Raw genomic sequence first — 14416 nt, 5'->3', positions numbered from 1 at the left:
ACCAGTCCACGCGCGCGCCCGTTGCGAGGACGTATGCGCTTTTCGATATGTTCCCGATATGCGCCGGTGCGTAGGATCCTTCACATGCGCGTGCTGATCGTCGAGGACGAGCCCTATCTCGCGGAGGCCATCCGCGACGGGCTCCGTCTCGAGGCGATAGCCGCCGACATCGCCGGCGACGGCGACACCGCACTCGAACTGCTGAGCATCAACTCCTACGACCTGGCGGTGCTCGACCGGGACATCCCCGGGCCCTCCGGCGACGAGGTCGCGGCGTGGATCGTGGCATCCGGCAGCGGCATCCCGATCATGATGCTGACCGCCGCTGACCGCCTGGACGACAAGGTGTCCGGATTCGAGCTGGGCGCCGACGACTACCTCACCAAGCCGTTCGAGCTGCGGGAGCTGGTCATGCGGCTGCGGGCGCTCGATCGGCGTCGCGTGCACGCGAGGCCGCCCGTGCGCGAGATCGCGGGGCTGCGTCTGGACCCGTTCCGGCGAGAGGTCTTCCGGGATGGGAAGTACGTGGCGCTCACGCGCAAGCAGTTCGCGGTGCTGGAGGTGCTCGTGGGCGCCGAGGGCGGCGTGGTGAGCGCGGAGGAGCTGCTGGAGCGCGCCTGGGACGAGAACGCCGACCCGTTCACCAACGCCGTTCGGATCACGGTCTCGGCGCTGCGCAAGCGGCTCGGCGAGCCCTGGGTGATCGCGACCGTTCCCGGCGTCGGCTACCGGATCGACGCCGGCGCATGACCTCCGTGTCCCCTCGCCGCCGCGGGCTCAGCGCGCGGATGAAGCTGACGCTCAGCTATGCCGGGTCGTTCGGGATGGCGGGCGCGCTCATCGTGGCCGCCGGCTGGACCCTGCAGCTGCTGCGCAGCTTCATCCCCACCCTGGACGCGCTGCTGCACACGGCGATCCCGTGGCAGCTGCGGCAGTTCCTGGCCGACTATCTGATCCCGGGATCGGTCGGGATCATCCTCGTGCTTCTCGCGATCGGCTTCCTGTGGGGCTGGTTCGTCGCCGGCCGGATGCTGGCGCCGCTCGAGCGCATCGGGGAGATCGCCCGTCTCGCCGCGCAGGGCGACCTCTCGCGCCGGGTCGCCCTGGAGGGCAGGGGCGACGAGTTCCGCGACCTGGCCGACGTCTTCGACATGATGCTCGACCGCATCGAGGCGCAGGTGGCCGAGCAGCAGCGGTTCGCCGCGAACGCCTCGCACGAGCTGCGCACGCCGCTGGCGATCATGCGCACCCAGCTGGAGGTGGCGCAGGCGGACCCGGATCGAGATGCGGATGCCGTGCTGGCGCGGCTGCACCAGGTGAACGGTCATGCGATCGATCTGACCGAGGCCCTGCTGCTGCTCGCGCGCGCCGACGGGCAGGCGTTCGATCGCGTGCCGGTGGATCTGTCGCTGCTCGCAGAGGAGGCGGTGGAGACGCTGCTGCCTCTGGCCGAGCGTCGCGGGATCGTGATCGAGTCGGCCACCGATCCCGGGTTCGTGGTGGGCTCGCCGACGCTGCTTCAGCAGCTGATCACGAACCTGCTGCACAACGCGGTCGTGCACAACATCCCCGAGAACGGGCGCATCGGGCTGCGGATCTCGACGACCGAGTCCTCGGTGCTGCTCGCGGTCGCCAACACCGGTCCGCACATCCCGGATGCCCTGCTCGCGACGCTCGCGGAGCCGTTCCAGCGCGGCGCGGGTCGCACGCGGCGCACGGACACGCAGCCGCTCGACGCCCCGGGCGAGCAGCGCGGCCTGGGGCTCGGACTGGCCATCGCGCAGAGCATCGTCCGTGCGCATGGCGCGCTGCTGCGCCTCACCGCCCGTCCGGAGGGCGGGCTGCTCGTGGAGGCCTGGCTACCGCGGGCGCGGTGAACCGCAGCATCCGCTTTCCTGCGCCCGCTGGCCCCGGACCATCACCCGGCCGTTCCAGCCCGGCATCCGCCCCTACGCGGCCTCCGTGCCGTCCCGATCTGCGGACCCTGTCGCGATCTGCTGACGGATTCACACGAAAGGTCAGCAGATCGGGGCTCTGTCCGCGGATCGGAACGCTCTCACCGCTGCGCCGGACGGCTCACCAGGGGCTGGGCTCGTAGTCCTTCAGGAACACGCCGTGCAGATCCACGCCGGCCTCGCCCTGCACGATCGGGTCGTACACGCGGGCAGCGCCGTCGACCAGGTCGAGCGGGGCGTGGAACCCCTCCTCGGCCAGACGCACCTTCGTGTAGTGCGGGCGCTCGTCCGTGATCCAACCGGTGTCGACGGCGGTCATCAGGATGCCGTCGGTCTCGAGCATCTCGCCGGCGCTCGTGCGCGTGAGCATGTTCAGCGCGGCCTTGGCCATGTTGGTGTGCGGGTGCCCGGGCCCTTTGTACCGGCGGGAGAACTGTCCCTCCATGGCCGACACGTTCACGATGTACTTGCGCCGGGCGGTCGACGCGGCCATGGCCGGCCGCAGTCGGCTGATCAGCAGGAAGGGCGCCGTCGTGTTGCAGAGCTGCACCTCGAGCATCTCCAGCGGATCGACCTGGTCGACCGACTGCACCCAGCTGTTCACGCGGTTGATGTCGGGCACGAGCCCGCCGGCGTCGATCGCGGTGCCGTCGGCGTGCTTCTCCAGCGACGACGACCCGGGCGCCATGGCGAGCCGGGCGAGATCCTCGGCGGTCAGCGCCTGCCCGCCCTGCTCGGCGACGGTGCCGCCGAGGGCCGCGACCGAGAGCAGCGGATGCGCATCGACCGACGCCTGCAGCGCCTGCGGATGCGGGTCGGCGGTGTGCCCGAAGGTCTCCATCTCGGGCAGCGGCCCGTTCGGGAGCGGCTGCAGCTCGGCATCCGCCAGCAGCGAGTACGCTCCCGGCGAGCGCCGCACGGTCTGCGCGGCGTTGTTGATGAGGATGTCGAGCGGCCCCTGGGCCGCGACCGAGTCGGCCAGCGCGATCACCTGGGCGGGATCGCGCAGGTCGATGCCGACCACCCGCAGCCGGTGCAGCCAATCGGCGGAGTCGGGCAGAGACGCGAAGCGGCGCACCGCGTCGCGCGGGAAGCGCGTCGTGATCGTGAGGTGCGCCCCGTCGCGCAGCAGCCGCAGTGCGATGTGCATGCCGATCTTGGCGCGGCCGCCGGTCAGCAGAGCTCGCTTGCCGGTCAGGTCGGCGTGGGCGTCGCGCTTGGCGTGGCTGAACCGCGCGCAGTCGGGGCAGAGCTGGTGGTAGAAGGCGTCGACGAGCGTGTACGGCTTCTTGCAGATGTAGCAGTTGCGGGGCTTGAGCAGCTCGCCGGCGATCGGGGCGTCGACCACGCTCGTGGCCAGATCGAGCCCGCGGGTCTCGTCGTCGATGCGGTCGGGAGCGCCGGTCGCGGTGCGGGCGACCACGGCCCTGTCGGCCTCGGCGATGGCGTCCCGGATCTCCTTGCGGCGCGCACGCTTGACGGCGCGGAACATCTTGCCGGTGGCCCGGCGGACGGCGATGTAGTCCGGATGCTGCTGATCGACCTGGTCGAGCTCGGCGAGCACCTTCAGCGCGACGGCGAGTTCATCGGGGTCGATGCCGGAGGGCGCGAGCGGCTCGGAAGCATCAGGGGCATCGGTCATTGGGCCGATTCTACCGTCCGGACCTGGGCGCTCCGGAGTGGGGCTGACCGTTGTCGGAACCCCGGCGTATCGTCGGCCGTATGAGCACCACCGGAGTTGCAGAAGAGTCCATCCATCAGGGGATCGTCCCGGGCTACCTGCTCGCGCGACTCGCCCGTTCGAGCCAGTTCACGCACGCGGCCGAAGCCGCACGGCAGACCCTGATCAAGGGGCGCCCGGAGTACCGCGCCACGCTCGAGCTCTCGGTCGACTCCAACGGCGACCTGATCGCGGATGTGCAAGCCGCCCCCTCGCGGACCATCTACGACACCCACAACACCGAGCAGCTCCCCGGCGACAGGGTGCGCGGTGAGGATGACCCGGCCGTGGAGGATGCCGCGGTGAACCAGGCCTTCGACGGGCTGGGCGACACGTTCCGGATGCTGCTGGGAGCGTTCCAGCGCGACTCGCTCGACGGCGGGGGCGCCCCGCTGACCGCCACCGTGCACTACGGCGAGAAGTACGACAACGCGTTCTGGAACGGCTCGCAGATGGTGTTCGGCGACGGCGACGGAGAGGTGTTCACGGGCTTCACCGGGTCGGTCACGGTGATCGGGCACGAGCTCGGCCACGGCGTGATCCAGACGACCGCCGCGCTGGAGTACCAGGGCCAGTCCGGGGCGCTGAACGAGTCGTGCGCCGACGTGTTCGGAGCGCTCACCGAGCAGTACACCAAGGATCAGAGCGTCGACCAGGCGAGCTGGCTGATCGGCGAGGGCATCTTCACCCCGGCCGTGCAGGGCCGGGCGCTGCGCGACATGCTGCACCCCGGCACCGCCTACGACGATGACGAACTGGGCAAGGACCCGCAGCCGGCCGACATGTCGCACTACGTGCGGACCACCGAGGACAACGGCGGCGTGCACATCAACTCCGGCATCCCGAACCGCGCCTTCGCGCTGGCGGCCACGGCGATCGGCGGCAAGGCCTGGGAGACGGCAGGTCTGGTCTGGTACCGCACTCTCACCGGCGGGCTGTCTGCGACCGCCGACTTCACAGAGTTCGCGCAGGCGACCATCACCGCTGCCGCCGACATCGGGGCTAGCGTGGAGACGGCGGTGCGCGACGCGTGGATCGCCGTCGGAGTGGTTGAAGGCGGAGTGATCAAGGATGCCTCAGCAGATCGAGCCCCCGAGTGACGGATCGGATGCCACAGACGATGCGGACCGCATCGTCATCGCCGTGGTGCGCACGGGCGGGATCGCCGGGCTCCGCCGCCGCTGGCGCGTCGAGCCCGATCCGGAGCAGATCCCGGAGTGGGCCGCGCTGGTCGAGCGCTGCCCCTGGGACGAGCATCCGGACCCCTCGGCGGACACCGGTGCCGATCGCTACGTCTGGAGCATCCACGCCGTCATCCACGACACGCAGCACGAGCAGGTGCTGCCGGATGCCCTGCTGCACGGCCCGTGGCGTGAGCTGGTCGACGCCGTCCGCGCCGCCGACACCGACTGAACCCCGCTTCCCGCCCCCACTGAAGGACAGGACCGCATGACTCAGAAGATCGTTCCCAACATCTGGTTCGACCGCAACGCAGGCGAGGCGGGTGAGTTCTACGCCGCGGCGCTGCCGAAGACGAAGGCGCACGTCGCCATGCGCTACCCCGACGAGCTGCCCGCCTCGCAGGCGGGCATGGAAGGGCAGCCGGTGGTGGTCGACGTCGAGGTCGACGGCTTCCATCTCACGCTGATCAACTCGGACGACACGTACCGGCCCACCCCGGCGATCTCGTTCATCCTGAACTTCGATCCGCTGATGTTCGACGGTGACGCGGATGCCGCTCGCGCGGCGCTCGATGCGACCTGGGACGCGCTGTCCGACGGCGGCGCGGCGCTCATGCCGCTCGGCGAGTACCCGTTCAGTCCGCGATTCGGGTGGGTGGCCGACCGGTACGGCGTGAGTTGGCAGCTGATGCTGACGCGGCCCGAGGGCGACCCGCGACCGTTCGTGATCCCGCAGATCATGTTCGCGAACGACGTCGAGGGCAAGGCGCGTGAGGCGGCCGAGCTGTACACGTCGCTGCTGCCGGATGCCGGTGTCGGCACCGTGATCCCCCGTCCGACCGGCGGCGTGATGTTCGGGGAGTTCCGTGTCGGGGAGCAGTGGTTCTCGATCATGGACTCCGACATCCCGCACCGGTTCGGGTTCACCCCGGGAGTCTCGCTCGAGGTGCGCTGCGAGGACCAGGCCGAGATCGATCGACTGTGGGATGCCCTGTCGGCCGTGCCGGAGGCGGAGGCCTGCGGCTGGCTGGTCGACCGGTTCGGGGTCAGCTGGCAGATCGTGCCCGCGAACATCGGCGAGCTGCTGTCCAGGCCGGGCGGCTACCAGCGGATGCTCGGCATGAAGAAGCTGATCATCGCCGACTTCTGATCCGGTTTGTCTATCCTGATCGAGTGAAGCGACTCACCGCCGCCTCGGCTCTCACCGGATTCCTCCTGCTCACCGGATGCTCCGGCACGCCCGCCCCGGACTCGCCCGGCGCCGCTGCATCCGGAGCGCCGTCGCCCTCGGCATCCGCTGCCGCGGCCGCACGACCCGACCCCGCCGGCAGCTGCACGAGCATCGACCTGGACGCCGAGACCGCGACGGGAGCGCAGCTCGGCGCGTGCTTCAGCGACGCGCTGCACGTGCTCGGCACCTTCCGGGCGAAGGTCGATACGGGAGACGAGCTGCAGCAGGCCGAGGTGCGGCTGCGCCCCGACGTCGCGATCCACGGCAAGACCACGGGAGCCGATCCCGACGAGGTCGTCTTCGTCGACGACACCGCGTACAAGAACGACGGCGGCGGCTGGATCAAGGGCGACCCCGGCTCCGACGACCCCGAGAAGATGGTCATCGGCAATGCCGGCCGGCTGCTCGTCGCCGTGTTCGCCGGCGACGTGCTGCGCCAGTCGGTGGAGGCATGCCCGGTGTGGAACCTGCTGCCGGCGAAGGAGAAGATGACCCTTCCGGACGACATGGTCGTGGAGGCCCGCGTGTTCGAGTGCGCCGCTCCCTACGTGATGATCGGCTCGACCATCACCGACAGCCGGCTGCTCTTCGAGCAGGACTGGACGCCCGTGAGCGCGACCTACACGGCGACCGGATTCGGCCAGACCGTGCGCGCCGAGCAGTGGTGGTACGACTTCGGCGCCGATCTGGAGATCACCGCGCCGATCTGAGCGGGCCGGGGCGAGAATGGACGCATGGGACTGTTCTCGCAGAAGCAGGAGGATCCGGGCGCGTGGGCGGCACTGCCCGGAGAACCGCTCGAAGAGAAGGCGAACGAGCACCTCGATGAGGCGCCGACCATGGACCTGATGGACGTCGGGCTCGGGGCGCTCTACACCAGCACGGTCATCCCGGTCGCACCGCCCGCACCCGAGGCATCCGACATCGCGGAGTCCGGCGAGCCCGAGGACTGAGTCGCGCTCAGGATGCCGCACTGCGCGCGGCGGCGAGGAGCGGCGCCACGCCGTACCGGCCGGTGTCGACGGACAGGCGCACGCCGTCGCGGGAACGCACGGTGAGGCGCTCCCGACCGGCGGTCCTCTTCAGCCGGAACGAGGCGATGTCGCGGTAGTCGATGCGCTTCTCGCGGCCGAGAAGGGTGCGGAAGCGCACGGCATCCGAGAACACCTCGAGGTACCAGTTGCGGTAGGCGAGCAGCGCTGCCAGCCCGGCGATGATCACGACCGCCGAGGCGATGCGGGCGGGCAGCAGCTCGGGCGTGAATCGCGACGAGAACGAGGCGAGCGCGAGCAGCGAACCCGCCACGATCAGCACGGCTCCCGCGAGCGGGACGAGCAGCGGCATCCGCTGCCTCCTCGTCCCCGGCTTCGCGGGCGTCACGCGCCGGAAGAAGCGGGCGACGAGGACGACGACCAGCGTGACCACGATGAGGATGATCACGGCTTTGGCGGCGAACCCGGACATCCCTCGACGATACCGACTGTCGGGCCGTGTCGGATCGACGCCCTACGGTTGAAGGATGACGATCATCGCCGCCGCAGACGGCTCCGCGCTGGGCAACCCGGGCCCGAACGGATGGGCCTGGTACATCGACGACGCGAACTGGGCTGCCGGCGGATCGCCGCACGGCACCAACAACCAGGGTGAGCTGCAGGCGGTGCTCGAGCTGCTGCGGGCGACGGCGGGCACCGATGAGAAGCTGCTCGTCCACTGCGACAGCCGGTATGTGATCGACTCCGTCACCAAGTGGATGCCGGGGTGGAAGCGCCGCGGCTGGCGAAAGTCCGACGGCGGCCCGGTGCTGAACCGCGACCTGCTGGAGGGCATCGACGAGGCGCTGCGCGGACGCGACGTGGAGTTCGACTGGGTGAAGGGGCACGCCGGGCATCCGCTCAACGAGGCCGCCGACGAGCGCGCCAACGCCGCGGCGAAGGCGTACCAGCAGAAGCAGGAGCCGAAGCGGGGGCCCGGGTTCACGTCGGCATCCGACGGCGGCGCGGCGCTCGCGGGGGCGATGGCGTTCGAGGCGGATGCCCGGGCGCCTGAGGCGCCCGGGCCGCAGGCCACTGCGCGGACGGCATCGGCGCAGCCGGCATCGGCGCAGCCGGCATCCGGACAGCTCTGGGCCGAGGCATCCGATCTCCTCGACGGTCTGGACGACGCGTCGACGGGGCTTGGAAGCCGCCGCGGGTTCGACCCGGTCGAGTTGACGGTCGCCCTCACGGCCGACGAGCACGCGCGGCTGCGCGACCGAGCGGATGCGCAGGGCGTCTCGCTGCAGGAGGCGCTGCGCCGGCTGATCTGACGCGCACGAGAAGTCCGTGTCAGCACCGATGCCCGCGCGGTCGCGCAGGTCTAGCTTGTGCGCATGAGCGCCAGATTCCCCCGATACGGCCGCACCGCCCGCCTCGCGACCGGCCCCATCCTCCATGCGGATTCCTCCGGATCCGCCGCGGCATCCGCCGCACTCCCGCCCGCCCACCGGGTCCTCGTCCTGATCGTCACCTTCCTCGCAGCCGTACTGTTCGCCGTCGGAGCGGCAGCACCGGCATCCGCCGCCGGCAAGGGCGGAAACGGCGGAGGAGGCAAGCCGGCATCGTCGGTCACCTACTCCGCGCTCGGCGACTCGTACGCCGCCGGTCAGGGAGCGGGGAGCTACCTGAACACGACCTGCTACGTCAGCTCGAAGGGCTATCCCGCGCTGATCGACGCCAGCCGGACGATCACGCTGAACGCCGAGCCCGCCTGCTCCGGAGACTCCAGCCTGGACGTCGTCAGCCGGCAGGTGGCCCTCGTGCCCGCGACGACCACCCGCGTCACGCTGACCGTCGGCGGCAACGACCTGGGCTTCTCGACCGTGATGCAGGACTGCTTCGTGCTGGTCAGCCCGACCGCGTGCGACGCCGACCTGGCGACCGCGAACGCGATGATCAGCGGCGGCACGATCACCTCGCGCATCACGGCCGCCGTGGGCGCGATCCGCACCCGCGCCCCGGGAGCCAAGGTGATCGTGACCGGCTACCCGCGGCTGTTCGCCCCGACGGTCACCCGCGCGTACGCGCAGCAGGTGAACACCAGCACCACGGCGCTGAACGCCGCGATCCGCACCGGCGCGACCGCTGCGGGGGCTGTGTACGTCGACGTCGAGGCGGTGTTCGCCGACCACGGCATCGGGAGCGCGAGCCCATGGATCAATGACTGGAGCTGGTTCAACATCTCAGCCGGCTTCCACCCGAACGCCAGCGGATACGTCGCGTACCAGGGGCGGATCGCACTGGTCTGGTGAGCTCCGGGCCCACCCGATACTGGTGCTGCCAGACTGACAGCATGTGGATCGGGTGGGTGGAGTTCGACATCCTGCTCGGCGACGTGCACTCGCTCAAGCAGAAGCGCAGCGTGATCAGGCCGATCATCGCGGACCTCGCGCGGCGCACCGAGGCGGCGGTGGCCGAGGTCGGCGCGCAGGATCTGCACCGCCGCAGCATGATCGGCGTCTCCGTCGTCGCCACGCACGCCGGTCACGTCCGCGATGTGCTGGATCAGGCCGAGCGGATGCTGGTGGACCAGCATCCGGAGGTCACCCTGCTGTCGGCGCGACGCGGGCTGCACTCCAGCGAGGACTGAGCCCCGCAGCATCCGCGCGCCCATTCCCGCGGCATCCGCTCGCAGAAATGCACAGCTCCGCAGCCGGACCGCGATCCGGCTGCGGAGCTGTGCAGAACTGCGGAGTTACGCGACGGACTCGCCCGCGAGCACTGTCGACTCGAGGCGCTGGTACGACGCCTCCATGCCGTCGGTCATGCCGGTGGCGAGGATCCCGTCGCGGGTGTCCTTGTCGGGGAACTCCATGATCACCGTGATCAGGGTCGCGCCGTCCTCCTCGTAGAAGTTCACGTCGCTGAGGATGTCGGGGCCGTCGGTGCCCTGCATCCGCTCGCTCTGCACGGCACGACGCGGAGCCTCGACGACGAGCATCTCGCCCTCGAACCCGAACGGCTCGCCCTCGTTGTCTCCGACCGGCGCCCACGAGTTGCGGTAGCGGTCGCCTGCCTTCAGGCCGACCTCGCACTCCGTCATCTCCCAGCCGTCGGGGCCGAGCATCCACTGCTTGATCAGGTCGGGCTCGGTGTAGGCGCGCCAGACCAGGTCGCGCGGGCCGTTGACGAGCCGGGTGATGCTGATGTGGGTGTCGTCGATGAACTCGACGGTGGTGCCCTTGCCCTCGGCGTACTCGCGCAGGTCGCGCAGCACGGCGTCGATCTGCGACATGGCCATGCGGGTGCCCTCGATCACGCCCATGGCGATGACCTGCTCGAGCGCCTCGAGCGAGTCGAACCGGCTGGAGGTGACCATGCGCGTGCCGTCAGTGGTCGGCTCGAACGTGAAGTCCATGCGCATCGCGGGCAGGTCGCCGTTGGGCTTGCCCTCGTCGTCGCTGAAGCCGTCGAGCACGCTGAACCGGTGCGGCTCCTCGATCTCGAGGAACTCCCAGTAGGCGCGGTGCCGCTCGCCGTGGGGGCCGGTCATGGCGTAGTCCGCGCGTCCGCCGACGGTGTGGTCCCAGGTGAGGAAGGTGGCGGGCCAGCTCGGCGGACCCCAGAAGCGCTCGAGCTGACGCGGGTCGCTGTAGGCGTGCCACACGCGCTCGATGGGGGCCGCGAACTCGGCGGTGACGGTGAGGGTCAGGTTCTCGGTGTCGGCGTTGATGTCGATCACGGGCATGTCATGCTCCTTGGTTCTTGTCGGTGTCGTGGTTCTTGTCGGTGGGATCGGATGCCGGTGGCACCGCCTCGCTCGGAGGAGGACCGGCCAGCAGATCGTCGAGCCGGGCGATGCGTGCCCGCCAGAGCTCTTCGTATCGGGCGAGGAGCGCCCGCGCGCGGGCGATCATCTCGGGATTGGCGCGGACGAGCCGCTCGCGTCCCTCGGCGCGCTTGACGATGAGCCGTGCCTCTTCGAGCACGGCCACGTGCTTCTGGACTGCGGCGAAGGACATCTCGTAGTCGCGGGCCAGGTCGGAAACCGACTGCTCGCGCTCGATCGTCCGGCGCAGGATGTCGCGCCGGGTCGCCGTCGCCAGTGCATGGAACACACGGTCGATCTCCGCTTCGCTGAGTTCACTTTGTACAACCATTTGGTTGTACGTTATGCGAGGTGGATGGTGGTGTCAAGAGTTTTCTCTACGCTTGAGATGTGGCTGATTCTCGCGGGCGGGTGTGGACGGGCGTCATCAGGGTCGCCCCGTCTCGCGGCGACCACCGTGTTGCGATCCGGGCCGCGGTCAGCGTCGGCGTCCCCCTGCTGATCCTCTGGGCGATCGGGCGGCTCGACCTCAGTATCTACGCCAGTTTCGGTTCTTTCGCGGCGCTCTACGGACGCGGCGACGTCTTCTCGGATCGCCTGCGCATGCAGGCGAGCGCCGGAGGTGTGCTGCTGCTTGCGATGCTCGCCGGCAGCGCGCTGTCGTTCTTCCGCGTGCCGGCGCTTGTCGCCGTCATCGCGGTCGCCGCGGTCGCATCGCTGGTCACGCTGCTCGCCTACGCGATGCGCTGGCATCCTCCTGGGGCGCTCTTCGCGGTGTTCGCGATCGGGGCGACCGCCAGCATCCCCGCATCCGATGCCGCATTCGCGAACGTGCTCGTCGTGGGCGTGGGGAGTGTGCTCTTCGCGCTGCTGGTGACAACGCTGTTCGCGACCGCCAGGGACCGTGCCCTTCCCGAGATCGCCCCCGCTCAGACTCCGCAGCGCATCGGCGGCGTCGCCTGGGAGATGGCCGTCACGGTCGGTGCCGCCACTCTGCTCGCCGGCGCGATCGGACTGCTGCTCGTGGGAACGCACTGGTACTGGGCGATGGTCGGCGCGGCCGCCGCCGTCAGCGGTGCACACGTGAACGCGCGGATCATCCGGGGGATCCAGCGCCTCGTCGGCACCCTGGTCGGAGTTCTGGTCGCCGCCGGCATCCTCGCCCTGCACCTGCCGCCGCTGGCCGTGGTCGCGCTCGCGGTGGTGTTCCAGGCCTGCGCGGAGATGTTGGTGGGCCGCAACTACGGCATCGCGATGGTCTTCGTCACGCCGCTCGCTCTGCTCATGGTGGAGCTCGCCGCGCCGACCTCGGTCGACGCGCTGCTCAGGGATCGGATGCTCGAGACGGTCATCGGCGTCGCGGCGGGAACCCTGATCGCGGTCGTCTCCGCAGCGCTCCGCCGCAAGTAGCCGACTCGCCTCCCCCGCGGTCAGCGTCGCCCGAACACCCCTGGAGCAGCGGCACAGCAGAGACGCACATCAGCTTAGTCTCCAGCGGAGGAACGGTCGCCGGCAGCCAGAAGCGCGAACGTCCTTCAGAAGCGACCCGCAGCTTCAACCCGCCAGCTCGCCCGGAAGAGGCCAGCGCCCCCTGGCCTCCTTGAACCGGATCGCCGCGAGCAGCGGAGACATGTCGTACATCGCCGGGTTCAGGGCGAGCTTGGCTCCGTTCGAAGCCCTGATCCGCAGGTTCGGCTGCCCGTTCGCCTCGGTCATCCTGTAGTCGACGATGTCGCTGTAGACGATCCGATCCTCGCGACCCATCAGCGTGCGGTAGTGCACCGCATCCCGCTCCGGCGCGACGTACCAGTTGCGGTACATCATCAGGAACAGCACCCCGCCGAACAGGATCGCGACCGAGGCGATCCGGAACGCGGTGGGATCGTCGGCATCGCTCGAGGTGAACGCCACCAGCGACATCAGCACGCCGACGCCCAGCAGCATCCAGCCGACGACGGCGACGAGCTTCGGCATCCGCTGCCGGCCCGGATGCTGCTTCGAACGATTCGGATGCCGTCGCATCCACCACACCACCGCGGGGACGAGCCCCACCACCACGATCAGCAGCGCGACCTTGGTGAGTGCGACGGTGCTCATGGTCCGACGGTATCAACGCCGGGACGCCGAACGGCGGAGTCCGATGCTCTCATCGGACTCCGCCTGAGATCGACAGGTCAGTCGGCGTAGGCCGCCAGGCGTCGGGTCGCCGTCGCACTGTGCGCGGCCATCCCCTCCGAGTCCGAGATCACCTGCACCGCGTTCGCGAGCTCCGGGGTCGCGGGCTTGGCGATGCGCTGGTACGTGAGCGGCTTCAGGAAGCGCGAGACCGACAGGCCGGCCGAGTGCTTGGCGCCACCTGCAGTGGGGAGCACATGGTTGGTCCCGGCCATGCCCTTGTCCGAGTACGCGACCGTGCTCCACGGGCCGATGAACAACGAGCCGTAGTTGCGCAGCCGGTCGTGGTACCACTCGTCGTCCGCGGTGATCAGCTCGAGATGCTCGGGAGCGAGGTCGTCCATGAGGGCGGCGGCGGTCTCCCTGTCCTTCGCCACGGTCACCGATCCGTAGTCGCGCCAGGCGGCACCGGCGATCTCGGCGGTCGCGAGGGTCTCCAGTTGCGCATCCACGGCGGCGATGACCGCGCGGCCGTGCTCCTCGGAGGTGGTCACGAGCGCGGCGGGCGAGTTCGGCCCGTGCTCGGCCTGGCCGAGCAGATCGGCCGCGACGATCTCAGGATCGGCGGTCTCGTCTGAGATCACGGCGACCTCGGAAGGACCGGCGAGCAGGTCGATCGCGACCGCGCCGAACAGCTGGCGCTTGGCCTCGGCGACGAAGGCATTGCCTGCACCGACGAGCATGTCGACGGGCAGATCGCCGAGCAGGCCGTACGCCATCGCGGCGAGCGCCTGCACACCGCCCAGCACGAAGACGCGATCGACACCGGAGAGGTGCGCGGCGTAGACGACGGCGTCGTTAGCTCCGCCATCCGGCTGCGGCGGGGTGCACGCGATGACGGTCGGAACCCCTGCGGCCTTGGCGACACCCACGGTCATGAAGGCGCTCGCGGTGAGCGGGAACCGGCCGGCGGGAAGGTAGGCGCCGACGCGGGAGACCGGGATGTACCTGGCGCCGGTCACGAGCCCGGGCACCAGCTCGGTCTCGAAGTCCGCGAGATGCTCGCGCTGCTTGCGTGCGAACGCCTGAGTGCGCTCCGCGCCGAGCTCGATCGCCGCACGGAGGTCGGCGGGCAACCGGTCGCCGCTGGTGGCGATCTGCTGCGCGGACAGCTCGATGTCGCCGCCGTCGTAACGGTCGAGCTTGCGCGCGTAGTCGAGCACGGCATCCATGCCGCGCTTCTGGATGTCACTGAGCATGGCCGACACGGTCTCGATGACCGCGGGGTCGCGCTGCGCGGCAGGGGCGTCGATGAGGGGGGTCTTGAGGTGCTGGAAGGAGCCGGCGAGGCTCTGAAGCACGGGTGAGCTGTAACGCATGTCAGCAGGTTAGGTGGCCGCTAGCGATGGTA

At 69.9% G+C, this 14416-nt stretch carries 17 protein-coding genes; 11 read left to right on the top strand and 6 right to left on the bottom strand.

Annotated features, from left to right (window positions below):
• Positions 1 to 84 precede the first annotated feature (84 nt).
• Together MIAR_RS03885 and MIAR_RS03880 are read left to right on the top strand one after the other, a co-directional pair.
• Positions 85 to 750: a response regulator transcription factor gene (locus MIAR_RS03885; RefSeq protein ID WP_285631586.1), complete on the top strand. Its 666-nt coding sequence runs from the start codon at positions 85 to 87 to the stop codon at positions 748 to 750.
• The gene (locus tag MIAR_RS03880) at positions 747 to 1877 is read left to right on the top strand and encodes a sensor histidine kinase (RefSeq protein ID WP_285631583.1); all 1131 of its coding nucleotides are present in this window, start codon (positions 747 to 749) and stop codon (positions 1875 to 1877) included. Before MIAR_RS03885 ends, MIAR_RS03880 begins: the two co-directional genes overlap by 4 nt.
• A 199-nt stretch (positions 1878 to 2076) precedes the next feature.
• On the opposite strand, the gene MIAR_RS03875 is transcribed toward MIAR_RS03880, so the two are convergent.
• On the bottom strand, positions 2077 to 3597 hold the full coding sequence (locus tag MIAR_RS03875; RefSeq protein ID WP_285631581.1) for an SDR family oxidoreductase: 1521 nt from the start codon (positions 3595 to 3597) through the stop codon (positions 2077 to 2079).
• Between the two features lie 80 nt (positions 3598 to 3677).
• On the opposite strand from MIAR_RS03875, the gene MIAR_RS03870 reads away from it, so the two are divergent.
• The 5 genes from MIAR_RS03870 to MIAR_RS03850 are packed head-to-tail and all read left to right on the top strand — an operon-like array spanning position 3678 to position 7040.
• Positions 3678 to 4775: a M4 family metallopeptidase gene (locus tag MIAR_RS03870; RefSeq protein ID WP_285631577.1), complete on the top strand. Its 1098-nt coding sequence runs from the start codon at positions 3678 to 3680 to the stop codon at positions 4773 to 4775.
• Positions 4747 to 5088: a protealysin inhibitor emfourin gene (locus MIAR_RS03865; protein WP_285631574.1), complete on the top strand. Its 342-nt coding sequence runs from the start codon at positions 4747 to 4749 to the stop codon at positions 5086 to 5088. The genes MIAR_RS03870 and MIAR_RS03865 overlap by 29 nt, the downstream gene beginning before the upstream one ends.
• Before the next feature lie 36 nt (positions 5089 to 5124).
• Positions 5125 to 6006, top strand: coding sequence for a VOC family protein (locus tag MIAR_RS03860; protein ID WP_285631571.1), 882 nt, complete (start codon positions 5125 to 5127; stop codon positions 6004 to 6006).
• A 23-nt stretch (positions 6007 to 6029) separates the two neighbouring features.
• Positions 6030 to 6797 carry a hypothetical protein gene (locus tag MIAR_RS03855; protein ID WP_285631568.1) on the top strand — a complete coding sequence of 256 codons (768 nt, stop codon included), beginning with the start codon at positions 6030 to 6032 and terminating at the stop codon, positions 6795 to 6797.
• A 24-nt stretch (positions 6798 to 6821) separates the two neighbouring features.
• On the top strand, positions 6822 to 7040 hold the full coding sequence (locus tag MIAR_RS03850) for a hypothetical protein (protein WP_285631565.1): 219 nt from the start codon (positions 6822 to 6824) through the stop codon (positions 7038 to 7040).
• Positions 7041 to 7047: 7 nt separating this feature from the next.
• On the opposite strand, the gene MIAR_RS03845 is transcribed toward MIAR_RS03850, so the two are convergent.
• Positions 7048 to 7551 carry a hypothetical protein gene (locus tag MIAR_RS03845; RefSeq protein WP_285631562.1) on the bottom strand — a complete coding sequence of 168 codons (504 nt, stop codon included), beginning with the start codon at positions 7549 to 7551 and terminating at the stop codon, positions 7048 to 7050.
• A gap of 55 nt (positions 7552 to 7606) precedes the next feature.
• Here MIAR_RS03845 and MIAR_RS03840 point away from each other — a divergent pair, with 55 nt between their 5' ends.
• The 3 genes from MIAR_RS03840 to MIAR_RS03830 all read left to right on the top strand — a co-directional run bounded on the left by MIAR_RS03840 (position 7607) and on the right by MIAR_RS03830 (position 9711).
• A complete protein-coding gene (locus MIAR_RS03840; RefSeq protein ID WP_285631559.1) occupies positions 7607 to 8392 on the top strand; it encodes a ribonuclease H family protein in 786 nt (261 codons plus the stop codon).
• 63 nt (positions 8393 to 8455) lie between these two features.
• Positions 8456 to 9373: an SGNH/GDSL hydrolase family protein gene (locus MIAR_RS03835; protein WP_285631556.1), complete on the top strand. Its 918-nt coding sequence runs from the start codon at positions 8456 to 8458 to the stop codon at positions 9371 to 9373.
• Positions 9374 to 9414: 41 nt separating this feature from the next.
• A complete protein-coding gene (locus MIAR_RS03830; protein WP_285631553.1) occupies positions 9415 to 9711 on the top strand; it encodes a DUF503 domain-containing protein in 297 nt (98 codons plus the stop codon).
• 105 nt (positions 9712 to 9816) lie between these two features.
• On the opposite strand, the gene MIAR_RS03825 is transcribed toward MIAR_RS03830, so the two are convergent.
• Together MIAR_RS03825 and MIAR_RS03820 are read right to left on the bottom strand one after the other, a co-directional pair.
• On the bottom strand, positions 9817 to 10809 hold the full coding sequence (locus MIAR_RS03825; RefSeq protein ID WP_285631550.1) for an SRPBCC family protein: 993 nt from the start codon (positions 10807 to 10809) through the stop codon (positions 9817 to 9819).
• A gap of 1 nt (position 10810) precedes the next feature.
• On the bottom strand, positions 10811 to 11221 hold the full coding sequence (locus MIAR_RS03820) for an ArsR/SmtB family transcription factor (protein ID WP_285631547.1): 411 nt from the start codon (positions 11219 to 11221) through the stop codon (positions 10811 to 10813).
• A gap of 59 nt (positions 11222 to 11280) precedes the next feature.
• Between MIAR_RS03820 and MIAR_RS03815 the strand changes: the two genes are divergently transcribed.
• On the top strand, positions 11281 to 12300 hold the full coding sequence (locus tag MIAR_RS03815; protein WP_285631544.1) for an FUSC family protein: 1020 nt from the start codon (positions 11281 to 11283) through the stop codon (positions 12298 to 12300).
• Between the two features lie 144 nt (positions 12301 to 12444).
• On the opposite strand, the gene MIAR_RS03810 is transcribed toward MIAR_RS03815, so the two are convergent.
• Positions 12445 to 12987 carry a hypothetical protein gene (locus MIAR_RS03810; RefSeq protein WP_285631541.1) on the bottom strand — a complete coding sequence of 181 codons (543 nt, stop codon included), beginning with the start codon at positions 12985 to 12987 and terminating at the stop codon, positions 12445 to 12447.
• A 77-nt stretch (positions 12988 to 13064) separates the two neighbouring features.
• Complete coding sequence (gene hisD, locus MIAR_RS03805) at positions 13065 to 14384, bottom strand: histidinol dehydrogenase (protein WP_285631539.1); 1320 nt, start codon at positions 14382 to 14384, stop codon at positions 13065 to 13067.
• Positions 14385 to 14416 lie beyond the last annotated feature (32 nt).

Origin of the sequence: Microbacterium arabinogalactanolyticum, assembly GCF_030268005.1 — a bacterium.
GTDB classification, from domain to species: Bacteria; Actinomycetota; Actinomycetes; order Actinomycetales; family Microbacteriaceae; genus Microbacterium; species Microbacterium arabinogalactanolyticum.
This window is presented reverse-complemented; position numbering and strand designations above follow the sequence as displayed.

What these genes read in the sequence shown, in the direction of transcription:
- MIAR_RS03870 (WP_285631577.1), top strand. Translation starts at nt 3,678, where the DNA reads ATGAGCACCACCGGAGTTGCAGAAGAGTCCATCCATCAGGGGATCGTC.
- hisD (WP_285631539.1), bottom strand. Translation starts at nt 14,384, where the DNA reads ATGCGTTACAGCTCACCCGTGCTTCAGAGCCTCGCCGGCTCCTTCCAG.
- MIAR_RS03810 (WP_285631541.1), bottom strand. Translation starts at nt 12,987, where the DNA reads ATGAGCACCGTCGCACTCACCAAGGTCGCGCTGCTGATCGTGGTGGTG.
- MIAR_RS03840 (WP_285631559.1), top strand. Translation starts at nt 7,607, where the DNA reads ATGACGATCATCGCCGCCGCAGACGGCTCCGCGCTGGGCAACCCGGGC.
- MIAR_RS03885 (WP_285631586.1), top strand. Translation starts at nt 85, where the DNA reads ATGCGCGTGCTGATCGTCGAGGACGAGCCCTATCTCGCGGAGGCCATC.
- MIAR_RS03880 (WP_285631583.1), top strand. Translation starts at nt 747, where the DNA reads ATGACCTCCGTGTCCCCTCGCCGCCGCGGGCTCAGCGCGCGGATGAAG.
- MIAR_RS03820 (WP_285631547.1), bottom strand. Translation starts at nt 11,221, where the DNA reads ATGGTTGTACAAAGTGAACTCAGCGAAGCGGAGATCGACCGTGTGTTC.
- MIAR_RS03835 (WP_285631556.1), top strand. Translation starts at nt 8,456, where the DNA reads ATGAGCGCCAGATTCCCCCGATACGGCCGCACCGCCCGCCTCGCGACC.
- MIAR_RS03860 (WP_285631571.1), top strand. Translation starts at nt 5,125, where the DNA reads ATGACTCAGAAGATCGTTCCCAACATCTGGTTCGACCGCAACGCAGGC.
- MIAR_RS03830 (WP_285631553.1), top strand. Translation starts at nt 9,415, where the DNA reads ATGTGGATCGGGTGGGTGGAGTTCGACATCCTGCTCGGCGACGTGCAC.
- MIAR_RS03875 (WP_285631581.1), bottom strand. Translation starts at nt 3,597, where the DNA reads ATGACCGATGCCCCTGATGCTTCCGAGCCGCTCGCGCCCTCCGGCATC.
- MIAR_RS03825 (WP_285631550.1), bottom strand. Translation starts at nt 10,809, where the DNA reads ATGCCCGTGATCGACATCAACGCCGACACCGAGAACCTGACCCTCACC.
- MIAR_RS03865 (WP_285631574.1), top strand. Translation starts at nt 4,747, where the DNA reads ATGCCTCAGCAGATCGAGCCCCCGAGTGACGGATCGGATGCCACAGAC.
- MIAR_RS03850 (WP_285631565.1), top strand. Translation starts at nt 6,822, where the DNA reads ATGGGACTGTTCTCGCAGAAGCAGGAGGATCCGGGCGCGTGGGCGGCA.
- MIAR_RS03845 (WP_285631562.1), bottom strand. Translation starts at nt 7,551, where the DNA reads ATGTCCGGGTTCGCCGCCAAAGCCGTGATCATCCTCATCGTGGTCACG.